This is a genomic window from Novosphingobium sp. SL115, from assembly GCF_026672515.1.
Lineage (GTDB): Bacteria > Pseudomonadota > Alphaproteobacteria > Sphingomonadales > Sphingomonadaceae > Novosphingobium.
Genome location: NZ_JAPPRG010000001.1, coordinates 1 through 16434, shown reverse-complemented (window position 1 = coordinate 16434; position 16434 = coordinate 1). Strand labels below are relative to the sequence as shown.

The 16434-nt window shown below is 61.4% G+C and carries 15 protein-coding genes and 1 pseudogene; 9 read left to right on the top strand and 7 right to left on the bottom strand.

The window, feature by feature from the left end:
* Positions 1-35 precede the first annotated feature (35 nt).
* Positions 36-167, bottom strand: coding sequence for a hypothetical protein (locus OVA07_RS00080; RefSeq protein ID WP_268169450.1), 132 nt, complete (start codon positions 165-167; stop codon positions 36-38).
* Between the two features lie 36 nt (positions 168-203).
* Positions 204-491: a LysE family translocator gene (locus tag OVA07_RS00075; RefSeq protein WP_268169449.1), complete on the bottom strand. Its 288-nt coding sequence runs from the start codon at positions 489-491 to the stop codon at positions 204-206.
* Positions 492-623: 132 nt separating this feature from the next.
* Here OVA07_RS00075 and OVA07_RS00070 point away from each other — a divergent pair.
* Positions 624-962 (top strand): annotated as a pseudogene (locus OVA07_RS00070) (transposase); the annotation flags it as partial.
* Positions 963-1392: 430 nt separating this feature from the next.
* On the opposite strand, the gene OVA07_RS00065 reads toward OVA07_RS00070, so the two are convergent.
* Genes OVA07_RS00065 through OVA07_RS00050 form a run of 4 tightly spaced genes read right to left on the bottom strand, consistent with a single transcriptional unit; the run spans position 1393 to position 5385 of the window.
* Positions 1393-1860 (bottom strand): spore coat protein U domain-containing protein, encoded by a 468-nt coding sequence (locus OVA07_RS00065; RefSeq protein WP_268169448.1) that lies wholly within the window; start codon positions 1858-1860, stop codon positions 1393-1395.
* Between the two features lie 14 nt (positions 1861-1874).
* Positions 1875-4190 carry a fimbria/pilus outer membrane usher protein gene (locus tag OVA07_RS00060; protein WP_268169447.1) on the bottom strand — a complete coding sequence of 772 codons (2316 nt, stop codon included), beginning with the start codon at positions 4188-4190 and terminating at the stop codon, positions 1875-1877.
* Between the two features lie 23 nt (positions 4191-4213).
* Positions 4214-4942 carry a fimbrial biogenesis chaperone gene (locus tag OVA07_RS00055; protein ID WP_268169445.1) on the bottom strand — a complete coding sequence of 243 codons (729 nt, stop codon included), beginning with the start codon at positions 4940-4942 and terminating at the stop codon, positions 4214-4216.
* 35 nt (positions 4943-4977) lie between these two features.
* Positions 4978-5385 (bottom strand): Csu type fimbrial protein, encoded by a 408-nt coding sequence (locus OVA07_RS00050; protein ID WP_268169693.1) that lies wholly within the window; start codon positions 5383-5385, stop codon positions 4978-4980.
* 373 nt (positions 5386-5758) lie between these two features.
* Between OVA07_RS00050 and OVA07_RS00045 the strand changes: the two genes are divergently transcribed.
* From OVA07_RS00045 to OVA07_RS00025, 5 genes are all read left to right on the top strand, one after another.
* Positions 5759-7447 (top strand): putative bifunctional diguanylate cyclase/phosphodiesterase, encoded by a 1689-nt coding sequence (locus OVA07_RS00045; protein ID WP_268169444.1) that lies wholly within the window; start codon positions 5759-5761, stop codon positions 7445-7447.
* 87 nt (positions 7448-7534) lie between these two features.
* Entirely contained in the window at positions 7535-9595 is a 2061-nt protein-coding gene (locus tag OVA07_RS00040; protein ID WP_268169443.1) for a TonB-dependent receptor plug domain-containing protein, read from the top strand.
* Between the two features lie 11 nt (positions 9596-9606).
* Positions 9607-10119: a YfiR family protein gene (locus tag OVA07_RS00035; RefSeq protein WP_268169442.1), complete on the top strand. Its 513-nt coding sequence runs from the start codon at positions 9607-9609 to the stop codon at positions 10117-10119.
* Positions 10119-12407 carry a response regulator gene (locus tag OVA07_RS00030; protein WP_268169440.1) on the top strand — a complete coding sequence of 763 codons (2289 nt, stop codon included), beginning with the start codon at positions 10119-10121 and terminating at the stop codon, positions 12405-12407. Before OVA07_RS00035 ends, OVA07_RS00030 begins: the two co-directional genes overlap by 1 nt.
* Positions 12404-13138 carry a response regulator gene (locus OVA07_RS00025; protein WP_268169439.1) on the top strand — a complete coding sequence of 245 codons (735 nt, stop codon included), beginning with the start codon at positions 12404-12406 and terminating at the stop codon, positions 13136-13138. The genes OVA07_RS00030 and OVA07_RS00025 overlap by 4 nt, the downstream gene beginning before the upstream one ends.
* 338 nt (positions 13139-13476) lie before the next feature.
* Here OVA07_RS00025 and OVA07_RS00020 read toward each other — a convergent pair whose 3' ends face one another.
* Positions 13477-14361: a LysR family transcriptional regulator gene (locus tag OVA07_RS00020; protein WP_268169438.1), complete on the bottom strand. Its 885-nt coding sequence runs from the start codon at positions 14359-14361 to the stop codon at positions 13477-13479.
* Positions 14362-14457: 96 nt separating this feature from the next.
* Here OVA07_RS00020 and OVA07_RS00015 point away from each other — a divergent pair, with 96 nt between their 5' ends.
* From OVA07_RS00015 to OVA07_RS00005, 3 genes are all read left to right on the top strand, one after another.
* Complete coding sequence (locus tag OVA07_RS00015) at positions 14458-15276, top strand: pirin family protein (protein WP_268169437.1); 819 nt, start codon at positions 14458-14460, stop codon at positions 15274-15276.
* A gap of 68 nt (positions 15277-15344) precedes the next feature.
* On the top strand, positions 15345-15962 hold the full coding sequence (locus tag OVA07_RS00010; RefSeq protein ID WP_268169436.1) for an isochorismatase family protein: 618 nt from the start codon (positions 15345-15347) through the stop codon (positions 15960-15962).
* Between the two features lie 40 nt (positions 15963-16002).
* Positions 16003-16434 (top strand): oxidoreductase (locus OVA07_RS00005; RefSeq protein WP_442789600.1); only part of this gene is annotated, 432 nt, incomplete at its 3' end.

The window sequence follows — 16434 nt, the reverse complement described above, 5'->3', positions numbered from 1 at the left end:
GATAACGATGGATGGTCGCTTCACGGCACACGCCATTACCGCACCAGCGCCTCCGCGCTCAACCCGATCGCAAGGCAGAGCATCACCGCGCCCGACACCCGGCCGACCGCCTTGGCCGCTGGTGGCCGGGTGCGCAGCACCATACGCGCAGCGTTGCCAACAGCCACGTAGACGACACCGCAATTGACGACATGGACCAGACCCTATCCGACGATCCGCGCGGGGATCGGCCACGCCGCTATGGTGTCGACGAATTGCGGCAGTAGCGCCAGGAATAGCAGGATCACCTTCGGATTGAGGCCGCTGACCCCGAAGCCCTTGGCGATCCAGCGCGCCGATGAGATCGAGCCGGCGTCGGCCGCGGCAGTCGGCACCGGCGGATTTCGGATGAGGCCAATACCCAACCACAGGAGATAGGCTGCGCCAATCAGCGTCAGCGCGGTAACTGCGCGGTACGCTGGTGACCAGCGCCCCGATTCCCGCCGCAACAATCAGCGTTGCCATCAGATGCCCAAGAAGAAGGCCGGCCGAGATGGCATATGCCCAATCGGCCCCAGGTGTAATGACGAACATCATCGACAAGGCCCAGAAGGCGACGGGCAGCGCGGGGTTCATCGACCGGCTACCGCCGCGCTGCTCCTGAACGCCAGCAGGCCATGACGCTTGCGACTGACGAGTTCATCCGCCGCTTTCTGCTCCACGTCCTTCCGCGCGGCTTCCACCGCATCCGGCATTATGGCCTGCTCGCCAGTTCAGCGCACAAGGGCACCATGGCGCTTGCACGCAGGCTGCTGGGCGTCGCTGCACCTGTCGAGGAGCCCGAACCCGGCGAGCAGCCCGATCATCGCCCGCCATGCCCATGTTGCGGCGGGCACATGACAATTATCGAAACCTTCGCTCGCTGGTGCCAACCGCGCGCACCACCAACGGCAGCATTCCCAGCCCAGAGACACGCGCCATGATCTGGCATGGCCCAACCTGCATGACGGTCACGCTCATGGCGCATTGGCCGATGACCCAGCGCGTGCCCATCCCGGAATTACGTCGGGCCCAGGGCACAGCGAACTTCATAACAGCCGCCGCTCGCGGTCTGACGCTGCACGAAATCACGCTGATCCGGCCGGCGGCCGCACTTCCGCAGCGGCAGCGCTTACCCTCCAGAACCATCCCAAAGCCGCTTTACCCATAGACCAGCGCGTGGGGGCCGCGGGTTCCTGCACTGGAGGCTTTCGTACGCAAGCGCCCGAAACCCTTCGCAAAGTCGGTCGTTCTTTTTATGCTCAGTGAACGTCAGGTCCTGCCGGAAGCCGCCGATCAGGATAGTTCTACCGTTGAGTAAAGACACATCATGTTTTGTTAGTCAATTTTCTTGGCGAATGCGTTGGCGCAGTTTCAGTAAATAATCGTCACAACTATATTATCCGAATACGTGCCCGGCTTCACCCATTGTCGCGCCGGGATGCTGCCATAGGCGGTGATGTTTCTGGTATAAGTGAGCACGCCATTGATCGACAAGGTTTGCAACAGGCCACCCGCGCTGAGCCCTCCCCAGACGGTGGAGCGCGCGTTCTCCTGATAGATGTTGTAATTGAGCCGCGAGGTCCCGTTGGCCAGCGTCCGGGCAGCCGCAGTGCCGGATGTTCCGGCGCTAAGCCCGACATCGAGGGTGCCGACCATCAGGACGAGTATCGAAAAGCAGCCGACTGTGACAGTCGATGTCGTCTGTGTCGGCGTGGAATTTGCCGGGTTGTACGTGCCGAAGTTCAGGTTGGTGGTCGATGCAGAGCAGCTGCAGGCCAGGCATCCCGCCACGGCAGGCGCAGGGATAGCCGCAGCAAGGAGCGCTGCCACAAGCGGCATGGATCGCGATGGCTTCAAAGCACGGCCTCCGTCTCGATATAGGGTTCGCACAGCAGCCTTGGTATCTGGCCCTGCGCGCTCGCCGGGCTGGTCGCCGGCAGGAACGAGCGACATTGCCGATCGGACAGCATGACGATCAGCGCATCGCCCGGCGTGTGGTCGTCCATCCATACCTCGCCATCGTACCCGACGATGCCGGTCCCAGTCGGCGATCGCAAAGTCGCTCCGACAGGGATCGCTCGTCCTGTCGTGTCCACCAACCGGAAGCTTGCCGGTTGACGGCCGCTGTCACCGAAGTGGACTACCGCAGCTTGGCGCCATCCGGGCGTTGCCAGCGCATCGGCAGAGATCAGGGCAGCGTCGATTGCGATGCTCGAGGCATCGATGCCGATGTGGTTGGGCGCATAAGGCTGAAGCCCGGTGGCGATGACCTTCCGTCCGCCGCCCGCCTGCCGTGGCAGTTCGCGGTTCTCGACCATCACCGTGACGGTCTCGTCGCTTGCAACGTCGATCAACGCAAAAGCATAGTCGAGGCGCGGCGTTGCCAGCATGGTGTCGCCCACGCGAACGATAGCGCCGCTCGCCGTGGCCTGGATGCCTGAAAATTCCCCGCGCTTGTTGGCCTGAAGGCCGAAATCGCCCGCCGCCGTGCGGACGGCCAGTGCCCCTTCGAGCCAAGGCGCGCCGCGATCTTCGCCGACCAGACCGCGCAGGCCATACCCCGGTCCGTCGGGCAGAGACATGTCGAACGTCGTGGCCAGACGCCCGGTTTCGGCAAATTGCGAGACGCGCGTGCGCGGGCCGAGCGCAATTGTATAGCTGGCAAACAGCGACCAGGACGTACCGGCACGGTCGGGGCTACGCCAGCTTGTCCGTTGCACCCCGGCGCCAAGGCCTCCGCCCAGAACATTTCCGTTGTACGATGCCGATGTCATCGAGAAGCTGCGCGCCGAAGGCGTTCCGCCGCCCTCCTCCAGAAGAGCATGAGCCAGATTGATGCCGCCTGCCCTGCCAAGAGACGCGCTGGCAGCCAGTGCGATTTCGCGGCGCGCGCCGGTCTGAAACACGCTCTGGCCGAGCGACTGGAAATCTCGCGATGTTGTCTCGACGCTGGCCGAAAGGCTGTAAGTCGGCGTCGAACGTCGTGCCTGGACGCGCACGACATGACCGGTCTTTCCGCGCGCCGCAGAAAGCGAACCGACAGCGCTCACTTCACCAAGCGCGCCGGCGACAAAGCTACCCCCGAAGCCGATGACCGATGCATCTGCGCTGGTCTCGACGCGCGCCTGCGCCGTGAACCACGACGCCAACGGGTGTCGCACGCCGACCGCAGCGAAAAACGCGCCATAGTGGTTGCTGGCCGCGCCGAAATCCTGCCGCAACGCTCCAGCCTCCAGATTGAAATCGGTCAAGCCGGGGCGCAGCAGATCCGCGCTGGTGTAGAAGTTGCGCACAACCTGCCGGGAGTTTCCGGCCACGTCGCGGATGTTCATCGTCACTTGCCCGGCACCGGTCATGCGCGGTTGCAAGGCGACGTCGAACGCCCCGGGAGCGATGTCGTAGGATTGTCGCTGGGCTTGCGACAGCAACTCCACCGTCGAAGGCAATGCTGTGCTGCCGCCGACCACGGGCAAGGGAAAATTGATCGCCTGCGGGTCCAGCCCGAAGTCGGTGCCGAACTGGAATCCGCCGAAGCGCAACGCCTGTCCGCCCGGCCCCGGCCGACTGACCGTATCGCCCAGCACCAGACGAAGGCGCTGGTCGGGAAATTCGCGTCTGAAACTCGTGTCCAGTCTGGCAGTGTGCAGGCCCTTGCCGGTCAGCAAGAATGTACTCCCCAAGACCCCCCACTTACCCGACAGGCCGGCGTCCAGCAGCCCCGAAATCCGTGCCTTTGCACCCGATGAGGACAAAGCGAGATCGTATCCCAGAAACTGTGCCGGAAGGATCGGAGAACGCGGTATTCGCGTATCTTGCGGTGCGAAAGCGAGATGGGGGAAAACCTCGGGGCTGGCGGATATCTTCAGGTTTGCCTGCTCGGCATCGAATTGCGCCGAAAGGCCTGCGATCCCGCCCAGTTCCACATAGTCCTGTCCATCAATCGGCAGGACGCCGATTGTCAAAGCAGCTTCGATGCCAAGCTGACGCAGATCCTCGACTCGGGCTAGAAGACGCCCATCATGTATGACAAGCAGTCCTGGCTCGGCCGTGGCCATGCCGTTGAGGATAAGACCGACCGGTTGCGGGTCAGTGGGATCTGCCTGGGCCATTACGGGCGACGAAAGCGCAAGCACGGCCAAAGCGGTGCAGATATGGAGCTTGGACAGCACACGCTGCGCTCGCGGCCTTGCTTCTATCGTTCTGAAGGACGCAGAAGTGCCAGCTTGCTGTCTGGCGCGCCATCTGATCCCGAACCGGAAACTACGGCGAGGGTGCCAAGGTCGGTTTCTGCCGTCACTGACAAGACTTCGGTCGCGATTCCTGTCGGGACGCGCAGTATCATCGCCCCCTTGGCTAGAAGGTAAAAGCTGCGATCGAGTGGAACATCCCGGCCATTGCGGAGATGCAGCATCACCCGGATCACTTGCGTACGGCGCGTGCCTGAATTGGTGATCCGAAGGATTTGCGCCTTGTCGGGCAAAGTCTGCATCGACCATTCGAGCTGAGGTTTTGCGTGGTCGGCTGTCCGAAACACCGGCACCGACAGGCGGAGCAGCGTTTGCACGGTGCCAGGCGCCACTTCGGACGATGGCAATGGCAGCTCATCGACGATCAGCCGCCATTGTTGCTCCGATTTCCCGTCCGAAACTTGGCGCGGAAGGCTGCAGCGCACCAGACGGCTTCCGCCAACGGGGATAGTCATGATCGCAGGATTGACGACAGGTGCATCCACCGGATCAAGCGTGTCCAAACCCGTGTCATCGCGCGTCCATGCAAAGCCGCGCACCTGAACCGTAACCGGCCGATCGGCGTCGTTGCCGAGCGTTAGCGCGCAAAACTGACGACCAGCTGCGACTTCGACACGCACAGGCATGACGCGAAGTGCGCCGGCCTGGGCCGATTGTGCGTACATCGCCAGCATGGCGGCGAATGGCAGAAGGGGCCCACTAAAGCGCATCAGTAATTGACCGTGATAGTAACGCTGTCTGTATAAGTGCCTGCCGGTACGTTCTGACCCGAAGCGACACGCCCATAAACGGTGAGCGACGTGGCGCTGGACCCGGCTACTGCACTGGCAGGCGTATCCGTGCCGGCGGTGTTGCCCCAGTTCGTCGTCCGCGAAGCATCCTGATAAAGCGCGTAGCTCAAGGAGTTGGCGCCATTCGTCAACTTGCGATTGGCAACGGTGGCGCCGCTGCCATTGCCGGTGCTCAGGCCGACCGTATAGGACGTGCCTGAAGTGCATGTGACGCTAAGCGTCGTGGTGGCATCCAGATTCGTGCCAGATGTTGGATTGTAGGATCCGAATGCTAGCGCGTTGGCAGACACGATGCATGCGCTCTGCACTGTCGCGGAAACTGCCATGGTATCGGTCGCGGTCGCCGCGTGCGCCGCTGTGGGAGCGACAGCAAGAAGGCCGGCCACAATGGCACTGGTAGCGCAGGCGACGAAAGGTATCTGAAATTTTTCCATACGATACTGTTAACCTTGTTGCGTGCAAAAACAGTCAAGTCGGGCCTAAGCAAACATCCTTATGTAGTTTTATTGTAAATATTAAGCATTTAACGCGCGAAATCATCATGTCGGACAATTCATCTTCAGCTATGTTCTTGTTGTCGAAGCAATCTACAAAGTAAGATTGTATTTAGTTCTACGATCAGGTGAAGAAAATATTTACTAGGCGCTGGTAGGGCCGAATTTGCTGCACCATCGCAGCGGAGCAGGAGAGGCTCGGATTTTGATCGTCCTGAATCGACAATCAGGCCTGTGCGGACTCGGTTTAGGTGCTTCCTGTTTCGTCGCGCTGGCGCTGGTGCAGCTTTCTCCTCCGACCTTCGCCTTGTATTCGACTCTGGTCGTTATGGCTTTGGCAAACATGTGCGCGATTGCGTTCGTGCTGCATCGACGCTGTCGCAGCGATGGCGATCTTGCCGAACTGCTGGAAGCTGTAGTCGCTGTCGGCAATGGCCAGTTCGACCCGGACAGCAACGCGGGACAATTCGGCGATCGGCCAGAAGTCCGCAAGGTTCTGCTCGACCTTGCCGCAAGAGTTCAACAACGCGTGGACGCTCTGCGCGAAGCCGCGCACTTCGATGGACTGACCGGGCTTTGCAACCGGGCGCATTTCCAGAAGAGGGTCGAGCCGTACATCTCCGCACTTTTGACGAAGAGACCGGTCGCGCTGCTATTCATCGACCTGGACGGCTTCAAAGCGATCAACGACACGCTCGGGCATCTGGTGGGCGACGGTCTTCTCCGCGCAGCAGCAGATAGGCTAGAGCTTGCCGTGCGCCGCGACGCAACGCAAACTTTCCAAGAAGGTTCTTTCGAACTTCTGGCCCGCTTAGGTGGTGATGAATTCGTCTTTTTCATGGCTCATCCCGATGTCGCCACGCTCGCGCCACGCATGGCAGCGCGCATAGTTCGCGCGCTCGCCGAGCCTTTCGAGATCGGCGCACATTCGGTCTGCATTGGCGCGAGTGTCGGAGTTGCGCAGTCGCCACAGGACGGCACCGACTATGCCACCCTGCTGCGTGCGGCCGATGCGGCGATGTATAATGCCAAGCGTTCCGGACGGGGGCGTTTCGAGATTTTCGATGCCTCGCTCGACGAAGAGGCGCGGGCAACAGCAGTGCTCGAACAGGAACTGCGCGATGCCGCCAATCGCGGCAATTTCGAACTCTACTATCAGCCTCTTTACGATCTTCGGACGAAGTCGTTCGATATGGCCGAAGCCCTGATCCGCTGGCCCCACCCGAGCAGGGGGCTTCTGCTCCCCCGGCACTTCATGCATCTGGCTGATCGCACCGGCATGGTTCCGACGATCGGGGAGTGGGTGATCGGGGAGGCGGTGATGCGCATCGCCGAGTTCGAACGCAGCGGCATTCAGCTCCAGATTTCGATCAACATCTCGCCAACCCACCTCGAGCGTATCGACTTCATCTCGACAGTAAAGCTTGCGCTCAACCGCTGGAAAGTGCCGCCGCACCTACTCCAGATAGAGGTTACCGAAGAGGTCGCACTGCGTGATCCAGAACTTGCAGCAGACCGCCTGCGTCGCCTGAGCGACCTGGGAGTAGCGATCGCGATCGACGACTTCGGAACGGGCTACTCCAACCTTGCGCTGCTCACGACGCTGCCGATCACCCGGCTCAAGATTGACAAGGCTCTGCTCAAAGACCTGACGTTAAAACCCGAAGCACGCGTGCTGGTCCAGACGATCCTCAGCATGGCCAACAGCCTGGGACTCCACACGGTGGCCGAAGGTGTGGAGACCGAAGCGCAGATTGAACTTCTATCGGCCATGGGCTGCGATCTGGTGCAGGGCTTCTTCACCGCAAGACCCATGAAACTTCAAAAACTGCGCGAGATGATCGGGGAATCCCCCCGTGCCGATCTCGGCGTGAAATTTACCAGCGCTGCCTGACAGGAATCAGCCATGCAGATCATGCCCAAATCCCCCGCAACGCGGTCATCGACATCGGTTGTCGCCCTCGCCGGATCAGCTCTGGCCTTGTCGCTTCTGGCGATGCCGGTTGCAGCTCGGGCACAGGATGTCGCAGATGTTCGATCGCAGACGAACGACAGTCCGGCCAGCGATGCCTCTTCCGCGCCCGCCAGCCTTCTCGACGTTCCGCTCGAAGACCTTCTGACGATCGAATCCACATCCGTCGCCAAGAAGCGCCAGCGCGTGAGCGAGTCCACCGCTTCGGTCTATGTCATCACGCAGGACGAAATCCGGCGTTCTGCTGCACCCACGATCCCGGACCTGCTGCGCGGCGTGCCGGGGGTCGAGGTAGGCCGTCTGGCAAACGGCGGTTACGCGGTCTCGATCCGAGGCTTCAACAGCCGGTTGACGAACTCGCTGCTGGTCATGGTGGATGGTCGCTCGCAGTTCATATCGACCATTTCCGGCGTGTTCTGGGACCAGTTGATGGTCCCGATGAGCGATATCGAACGCATCGAGGTGGTTCGAGGTCCCGGTGCTGCGTTGTGGGGGGCAAACTCCTCCAATGGCGTGATCAACATCATCACCAAGCACAGCGCCGATAGCGGAGGTACAGCGGTCGATGTCCGTGGCGGCTTGCGCCAGCAGGATGTCAGCATTTCGCACGGGTCACGCCTGTCCGACACGCTCAGCTATCGTGCCTATGGCAGCTATCGACACGACGACGGGCTAATCGATGAACAGGGCGGCGACATCGGCAAACGCTGGGCTGGTGGCTCCGGCGGCCTGCGGGTCGATTTTGAGCCCGACGAGCGCAACGCCTACACCGTCCAGGCCGAATATGGTGAAGGCAAGTTCGATACACCGTTCCGCCTTCCCAGCACCAACCTGTTTGCGCCGGGCTATTTCCAGTTCCAGGCAGAGAACGCCTTCAAGTCGTTCAACGTGCTCGGTCGGTGGACCCGGCGGCAGTCCGACAACCTCGACTGGTCGCTGCAGGCACAGTACAACCGGCTCAACCGCACCGAATTCGGCGGCGTCGGCGTCCTGTGGCAACTGGCTGACATCGATCTGGGGCTGCACTGGCGCGCAAGCGAGATGCACGATGTCAGCTTCGGCGTCGGCGCCCGCTTGCTGCACGACGACATCACGCAGACGCCTTATGTGCGGTTCGATAACCTTTCGGCGACGGACCGCTGGATCAGCGGTTATCTCCAGGATGACATCACGCTCATTCCCGAAATGCTACGCCTCACACTTGGCACCAAAGTCGAGAACAACAATTTTACGGGCTTCGAAGTTCAGCCGAGCGCGCGTGTATTCCTTCGCCCGGCGAAACACCTGTCCCTGTGGGGCGCCATATCGCGGGCAGTGCGCACACCGTCGCGGTTCGAACGCAATGCCCATCTCGCGCTGTTCGTAACGCTGCCTAGATCACCCAACAATCCCACACCTTTGCCGGTGTACACAACCCTAAACGGCGTGAACGACCGCAATTCCGAAGTTCTGATCGCCTATGAGGCGGGCGCTCGCGTCAACCTGAGTGGTAATTGGTCGCTGGATGTTGCCGGATTCTACAACAATTACAAGTCGTTGACGGTCAACGTTCCTAAAAGCACGAAACTCATCTTCGTGCCCAATGTTCCTTTCCCTGTCGGCATCCAGGCGGACGTCGACTTCCAGGATTCAGGCACAGCACGCACATGGGGTGGCGAGGTGACTCTGGCGGGCAATGTCACGCCATGGTGGAAGGCGACCCTCAACTATTCGCACTTCAACTTCGAACTCGGCATCGACCCGTCGACCGGTGCACGGTCGACCTTGTTGTTTCCGCTGGGCTATTCGCCACGACACCAGTTTGCGCTGCGCAACAACTTTGACATCGGGGATGCCTTCTCGATCGATACGCAGCTCAGACATGTGGGACGGCTCGAGCAGGGCAACATTCCTGCCTACACAACTGCAGATCTGCGCCTGACCTATCGCCTGCCAAACGGCGCCGAACTTTCGCTTGTCGGCACCAACCTGCTGCACGCCCGCCACATCGAATTCAACCAGCAAGACTATCCCGCACCGCAGGCCTTTGTGTCCCGCGCGGTGTCGGGCCAGTTGCGTTACCGGTTTTGAGGAGGGTGCAGATGCGTTCCCTTCCCAAAGCCGCATTGGCTATTGCCGCGACGCTGAGCACCGTCAGCGCACCTGTGGTGGCACAAGTGTCGAGCCCCAACGCATTGAAGGCGGCAATCGTCTTCAACATCTTGCGCTACGTCGAATTTCCCGGAAAGCCAGCCAGCCAGCCTCTTGTGCTGTGCGGCCAGCGGGGCGCTGCGGGTGCGACAGAACTGGCCGGACTGAACGGCCAGCGCGCAGGAAACCGCCAGGTGATCTACCGTTACTTCGACGGTAGTTCGGGCGCCGGCTGCGATGCCGTGTTCCTGAGCAGCGGCGATGCTGCCGCCATTGCCCGCGTCAAGCAGCGTGGCGCTCTCCTCCTCGGTGACGGCAGTGGCTTCGCAAGTGCGGGCGGAACAGTTGGGCTGGTTCGGACCGGCGCGCAGATACGGTTCGAGATCAACCTTCGTACCGCAAGTGAAACCGGCGTGACCATCAGTTCCCGCTTGCTCCGTCTCGCTTCACGGACGATCCGCTGATGCGAGGTGGTTCGGTCGAGAAAACGCTTGCGCAGTTGTCCTTCCGGACCAAGCTGTCGTTGTTGACCGGACTTGCCGTGGCAAGTGCGCTGCTGCTTGCCATGCTGGGGCTCATCGGCCTGCAATGGTCGACCGAAAGCAGGCAGGCGGCACAGCGTCATCAGCAGGCGGCGTCGATCCTTGCGGCCAACGTCGTCCCGGCCATTCTCTTTGCAGACCAGCGCGCGACCGGCGAGACGATCGCGACAGTCGCAGGCATCAAGGACATCGGCTGGGTCGAAGTGCTGACTCGGGAAGGAAAGGTCTTTGCTACATATTCGGCAACGCCGGGCGCCCGGAATGACAAGATCAATTGGGACCGAACGCTCGAATACCCGATAGCGGCCGGTAACGAGCCGGTTGGTCGCTTGCGCATTGGCGTCCACTACCGCAGTTTTTTCGACATCCTCGTCGACAACACGGGCGTGGCCCTGCAGATTTCCCTGTTTTCGTTCGCGATCGTCCTGATCCTGACCCGCTGGATGAGCCGCATCGCCTATCGCCCGATCGATCGGCTGGTAGGGGCTATGCACCGCATAAGCGCATCGGGCGATTATGGCGTGCGCCTGCCAGCCGACGCCGATCCCGATTTCAACACGATCAGCACGAGCTTCAATTCGATGCTCGGCCAGATTGAGGATCGCAACGCCGCTCTGTCGGAAACGGCCGACGAATTGCGCCAAGCCCGTGACGATTCCGAGAAGGCCAACGTCGCCAAGTCGCAGTTCCTCGCCAACATGAGCCATGAATTGCGCACGCCGTTGAACGCGATCATCGGATATGCGGAAATCCTGCGCGAGGAACTCGCGACAATCGACATGCCGCGCTCGAGCGAGGACGTGGGCTGGATCCACAGTTCGGCGCACCAGTTGCTGGCTCTCATCAACAGCATTCTTGATCTGTCGAAGATCGAGGCAGGGAAGATGGATGTCGATGTCCACGAGTTCGATCCCTCACGCCTGCTTCACGAAGTGGCCGGGATGCTCGAACCGATCGCTGCTCAACGTGGCAATCGCCTGCAGGTCATGATGGACCCGGCGATTCAGCAAGCGAACACCGACTATACCAAGTTGCGCCAATGCCTGCTCAATCTGGGATCGAATGCGTGCAAGTTCACCGAAGGCGGGCAGATTTTCATTTTGGGCCGCGTTGAGGGAGATGAGCTTGTCTTTGCCGTATCGGACACCGGGATAGGCCTCGCGCCGGCCGAACTCGACCGCCTGTTCCAACCATTCGTGCAGGCCGATACGAGCACGACGCGTACATATGGCGGAACTGGCCTTGGCCTGACCATCACCTGGCGTTTTGCGGAAATGCTCGGTGGCTCGGTCGAGGTCGACAGCGCCCCCGGTGAAGGGTCGACGTTCACGCTGCGCGTAAAACGCGACTTGTGTGTGCCCGACGAGCAAGCCGGACAAGATGCCGCGCAGCAAAGGCCTGCGGAACAGTCCAGCCACGCCAGCCCCAGACGGACCATGGGCATGCCGCTCGCGCTCATCATTGAGGATCAGCCCAGCGCCGCGCAGCTTTTGCTCCGCATGGCACAGCGGTTCGGCTACGAGACGGCACTTGCCCACGATGGGCTGACTGGGATAGATTTGGCGCGCCGGGTTGTTCCCGATGTCATCATGCTCGATCTCGAACTGCCACGCTGCGACGGCTGGCAAGTGCTCGAACTGTTGCAGCAGGATGCGGCGCTCAACGCGATTCCGACGGTCGTTGTGACGGTGGACGATGACCGCAGGCGCGCACTGGCAGCCGGTGCGGCCGAACATCTGATCAAGCCATTCAACCGCGAGGACATGACAGAGATATTCAAGCAGTACGCCAATCGCCACACCGGCCGTGTTCTGATCGTCGAGGACGACGTCGCCACTGCCCGCCTGTACAACCGGGGCTTCGCCCAGATGGGGTACGAAACCCACATGGCCGCCAGCGGCACTGCGGCTGCGCAAGCTCTGGACGAGGGCGCGTTCGCTTTTGTCGTGACGGATTTGCGTATGCCCGATGGTGACGGCTTCCAGTTAATAGAGCGCATAGCCCGTATGCCCGAGGACGAACGGCCAGCAGTCATCGTCGTTACGGGCAAGGTCCTCAGTGAGCAGGAAGCGCGGCAGCTCGACGGAAAGATCGTTCGGCTTCTGCCTAAAAACGGCCTCTCACCGCGCATGCTGACGGGTCAGATTCGGAAGCTGGGTGGAGTCTTCGTTGAAGCCGATGCGAGTGACATCGAAGGATTTGCAGCATGAACGATATTGCACCAACCTTAGATCATGCACCGAAGCGAAGCATTCTGGTGGTGGACGACATGGAGGCGAACCGGGCCGTGCTTTGTCGGCGGCTGGAACGGTTCGGTTATGCAGTCGATAGCGTGGATAGTGGGGCCTCGGCTCTTGCCAGGATTGCAGTGGCGTTGCCCGATATGGTCCTGCTCGATTACATGATGCCGCAAATGAACGGCATCGAGGTGCTGCAACACTTGCGCGGCGATCTGCGAACGCGCGATCTCCCTGTGATTATGGTTACGGCTCGCGCCGAAAGCGGCGCCACGATCGAGGCTCTGGGTGCCGGCGCAGACGATTATGTGACCAAACCGATCGATTTCGACGTCCTTAGAGCTCGCATCGAGACCCATATTGACAAGCGCACATCCGCCGACGACTTGCGCCGTGCCAACGCCGCGCTTGACGAGCGCGTGGTGATGAGGAGCATGGCGCTCGCCGACCTAGAGCAGGAACTGGCCGACGAAATCAAACGGCGTCGCGATCTGGAAAGAACTCTTTACGATAGGCCCGAGGGCCAAGGCGCTACAAGCCAAGCCGATGCTTCGAAAAGCGATCTTGCAGCAAAACTCGGAACGATTGTCGAACGCTACGAGCAGATTTTCAACAACGTGACCGCTGGTCGCGCGCCCAATTTCGCGCAGATGGCAAATCTCAGGCTATTGCTCGATGTACTGAAGCGTGATTTTGCAGAATGATGCAAATCCAAATTGGCGGGGCACACTTCGGTCATGGATCCGGGAACTAGCTTCGTGGTAGCGCAGTCGTCTCCACAATTCGTCGTCCTCGGACCAAGTCTCGATCCTGTTCGAGCGCCAAAGCTTGGCGGACCCAACGCAGACAGCATCTGCGAGGCCAAACGCAAGTCTTAGAGCATCGACGGTACAGTATTAAGTGCGATCGTCGGCTCTCGGTGTAAGCCGACATTCAACGATCAAGTAGGGAATGGCAGCAAAGTCCCACGAAGCGGCGTTCCGCTTCCTGCAGCACGCGACCACACCCGGTCGCTCAGGTTGAAAGTCTGGAACGTCGAAGCTTAGCCGAAAGCGGTCATGCCTGTCGCGTCAACCAGATGCTGCAGGACGGTCTGCACCGCCAGGGACTTGTATCGCTGTGGGCTGCTCACGATCCATGCGTCGGCCTGCTCTACGGGGTGCTGCGGCATCAGCGGAACGAGCCGTCCCGTTCGCAGGTCTTCCTTGATCATGAAGTCGGGCAGAAGGGCGATGCCATGGCCCATTTGCGCCAACTGGTGCGCGACCAGCATGTTGCCCGCCGCCACTCGCCATCTCACCGAACATTCCCAGCCATCGTCGAAGCGCCAGGTGTCGAGCGCCGCGCTGGTGACGATGGCGTTGTGCGAGGTCAGGTCCGCTGGGGATTGCGGCACCCCGGCACTGTCCAGATAGGCGGGCGCCGCGACCATCAGGCGGGTGAACGAGCAAAGCCGCCGCGCGATCAGGCTGCTGTCATCGAGCCTGCCCATGCGGACTGCGAGGTCGATGCCCTCGCTGATGATGTTGATGCGCCGCTCGGTCAGTCGCAGATCGATCTGTACGTCGGGATAACGCTGACCCAGCCCGAGCAGATGCGGGGCGACCAGATATTGGCCAAGCGCAGCGGTGGTGGTGAGCGAAACCCGACCTGCCACGGCCCGGCCACGTTCCGCAATGGCCTGCGCGGCAAGGTCTGCAGCGGCGATCGCAGGTTTTGCCATGTCGTAGATGCGCCGACCTTCATCGGTCAGCGAAAGCGCCCGCGTGGAACGACGGAACAGCGATGTCCGCAACTGCACTTCGAGATCCGCAAGCCTGCGGCTGACCGTGGACTTGGGCAGGCCCAGCAGGGTGGCAGCGCTCGTGAAGCTGCCTTGATCGGCGATGGCCACCAGGAGCGCAAGATCATCGAGTGACGGTTTCATTGTTCGGATAATGAGACAATGTATTCTCAATCGCAAATCTTATCGGGACAGACCGAACGGCACATACAGTGATCACGCCAGCAAGAGGACCTTGCCATGATCACCTTCTCGCCTGTCCATACTCCCACCCAGATGCGCCACGGCGCGGCGTTCTCTGCGCGCCAGTATCCCCGTCAGGCGTTCGCCAATCTCATCGATCCCGTGCTCAACATCGACTGGTTCGAGATGAGTGGTCCGACGTTCCCGCCCCACCCGCACGCTGGCTTTTCAGCTGTCACCTATCTGTTCGCAGATTCTCCCAATGGCTTCATAAACCGAGACAGCCTGGGCGTGGTGCAAGACATTCTCCCCGGTGGTCTCCACTGGAGCCGGGCTTCGCGAGGGCTGAAGCACGAAGAAACGCCGATCCCCGACGCTGGGGCCGTGCACGGCCTCCAGATCTTCATCAATCTGCCCGCGGCCAACCAGGACGATCCCGCTGCCGCCTTCCCGGTCCCGGCAGGGTTGGTCCAGCGCCGCAGCGGCGCTGGCTGGGAAAGCCGCATCGCGGTCGACGGGACGGCACTCGGCGATGCTGCGGATGCCCTTCCGTCGCCTGTGCGGATCGAGGAAATCGCGCTCGACGGGACGGCCCCGCATCGCATCGCCGTGCGCGAAGGTTGGGGCGGCATCATCATCGTCCTCGAAGGCGCGGTCGCCATCGACGGCATGCCGCTGGAAATGACACAGGCGATTGGTTTCGCCGCAGACCGCGACGATCAGATCGACATCGCTCCCGGCTCAGGGCCTGCGCGCCTGGCGATCATCAGCGGGGCGCAACTCAACCAACCCGTGTTTTCGTTCGGCCCGCTCATGCTCGCCAGCGCAGCAGCACTCGACGAGGCGCGCCAGCGCGTCGCCGATCTCACTCTGTAACCTGACCTTCCACCCAAAACTGCACGCGGTCTTGCCGCTCCATCCTACGATCAGAAAGGAACACTACCATGGCTTCGCAATCGATCCCCGCTCGAGTGACCGCCGAAAACGCGGCCCTGCTCCTGATCGACCATCAGGTCGGCACCATGCAGCTGATCAAGAACATCGACCGCGACCTTGCCGCGCGGCAATCAATCGCCCTTGCCAAGATGGCAAACATCCTGGGCATGCCGGTCGTGATAACGTCCAGCCAGGAAGAGAACGCCCAAGGCCCCATCCTGCCCGAGATCGCCGCGATCCTGCCCGAGGCTTATGACGAGCGCGTCAAGCGACCCGGCGTCGTTAATGCCTGGGCTTATCCCGAGTTTCGCGATGCCGTGCTCGCCACGGGGCGCAAGCACCTGATCATGGCCGGCGTGACCACCGATGTCTGCCTGATCTTCCCGGCGATCGACGCGGCGCTCGAAGGCTTTGCCGTCCAAGCGGTGATGGATGCCTCCGGGTCCCCCAGCGAGCTTTCCGAAGAGTTCGCCCGCCAGCGCATGCACGATGCCGGTGTCGTGCTCACCGCCACGAACACGCTGATGGCAGAGATCGCGCAGGACTGGTCGACGCCATCGGGCCAGCAGCTGATCGGCCTGCTGTTCAGCGATGTCTTCCCCGCGCTCGGCGCCGGCATCGCCTGAATTACACCTCACACGCACACGACAGATCCAAGGAACACCCATGAACCAGATATTCTCCCCGGTCCGCGTCGGGCGCTACGACCTCCCGAACAGCATCGTGATGGCGCCGATGACGCGCAGCCGCGCACAGTTCGACGGCACGCCCGGTGATCTTGCCGCGCAGTATTACGCCCAACGCGCTGGTGTTGGCCTGATCGTCACCGAAGGCACTCAGCCTTCGGATGACGGTCAAGGCTATCTCTCGACTCCTGGCATCTACACGCCAGCCCATGTCGCCGGATGGCGGAAGATCACGGCGGCGGTGCACGACAAAGGCAGCCGCATCTTCATCCAGTTGATGCATGCCGGCCGTCTGTCGCACCCCGACAACACGCCGCATCATCGCCAGGGCGTTGCCCCGTCTGCCATCGCGCCCGGCACCGGCATGTTCACGCCCACCGGCATGCAGGACGCGCCCACGCCGCGCGCCCTG

Coding starts and splice junctions, on each gene's coding strand:
- OVA07_RS00030 (WP_268169440.1), top strand. CDS start 10,119: ATGCGAGGTGGTTCGGTCGAGAAAACGCTTGCGCAGTTGTCCTTCCGG.
- OVA07_RS00035 (WP_268169442.1), top strand. CDS start 9,607: ATGCGTTCCCTTCCCAAAGCCGCATTGGCTATTGCCGCGACGCTGAGC.
- OVA07_RS00010 (WP_268169436.1), top strand. CDS start 15,345: ATGGCTTCGCAATCGATCCCCGCTCGAGTGACCGCCGAAAACGCGGCC.
- OVA07_RS00050 (WP_268169693.1), bottom strand. CDS start 5,385: ATGGCAGTTTCCGCGACAGTGCAGAGCGCATGCATCGTGTCTGCCAAC.
- OVA07_RS00025 (WP_268169439.1), top strand. CDS start 12,404: ATGAACGATATTGCACCAACCTTAGATCATGCACCGAAGCGAAGCATT.
- OVA07_RS00055 (WP_268169445.1), bottom strand. CDS start 4,942: ATGCTGGCGATGTACGCACAATCGGCCCAGGCCGGCGCACTTCGCGTC.
- OVA07_RS00020 (WP_268169438.1), bottom strand. CDS start 14,361: ATGAAACCGTCACTCGATGATCTTGCGCTCCTGGTGGCCATCGCCGAT.
- OVA07_RS00015 (WP_268169437.1), top strand. CDS start 14,458: ATGATCACCTTCTCGCCTGTCCATACTCCCACCCAGATGCGCCACGGC.
- OVA07_RS00065 (WP_268169448.1), bottom strand. CDS start 1,860: ATGCCGCTTGTGGCAGCGCTCCTTGCTGCGGCTATCCCTGCGCCTGCC.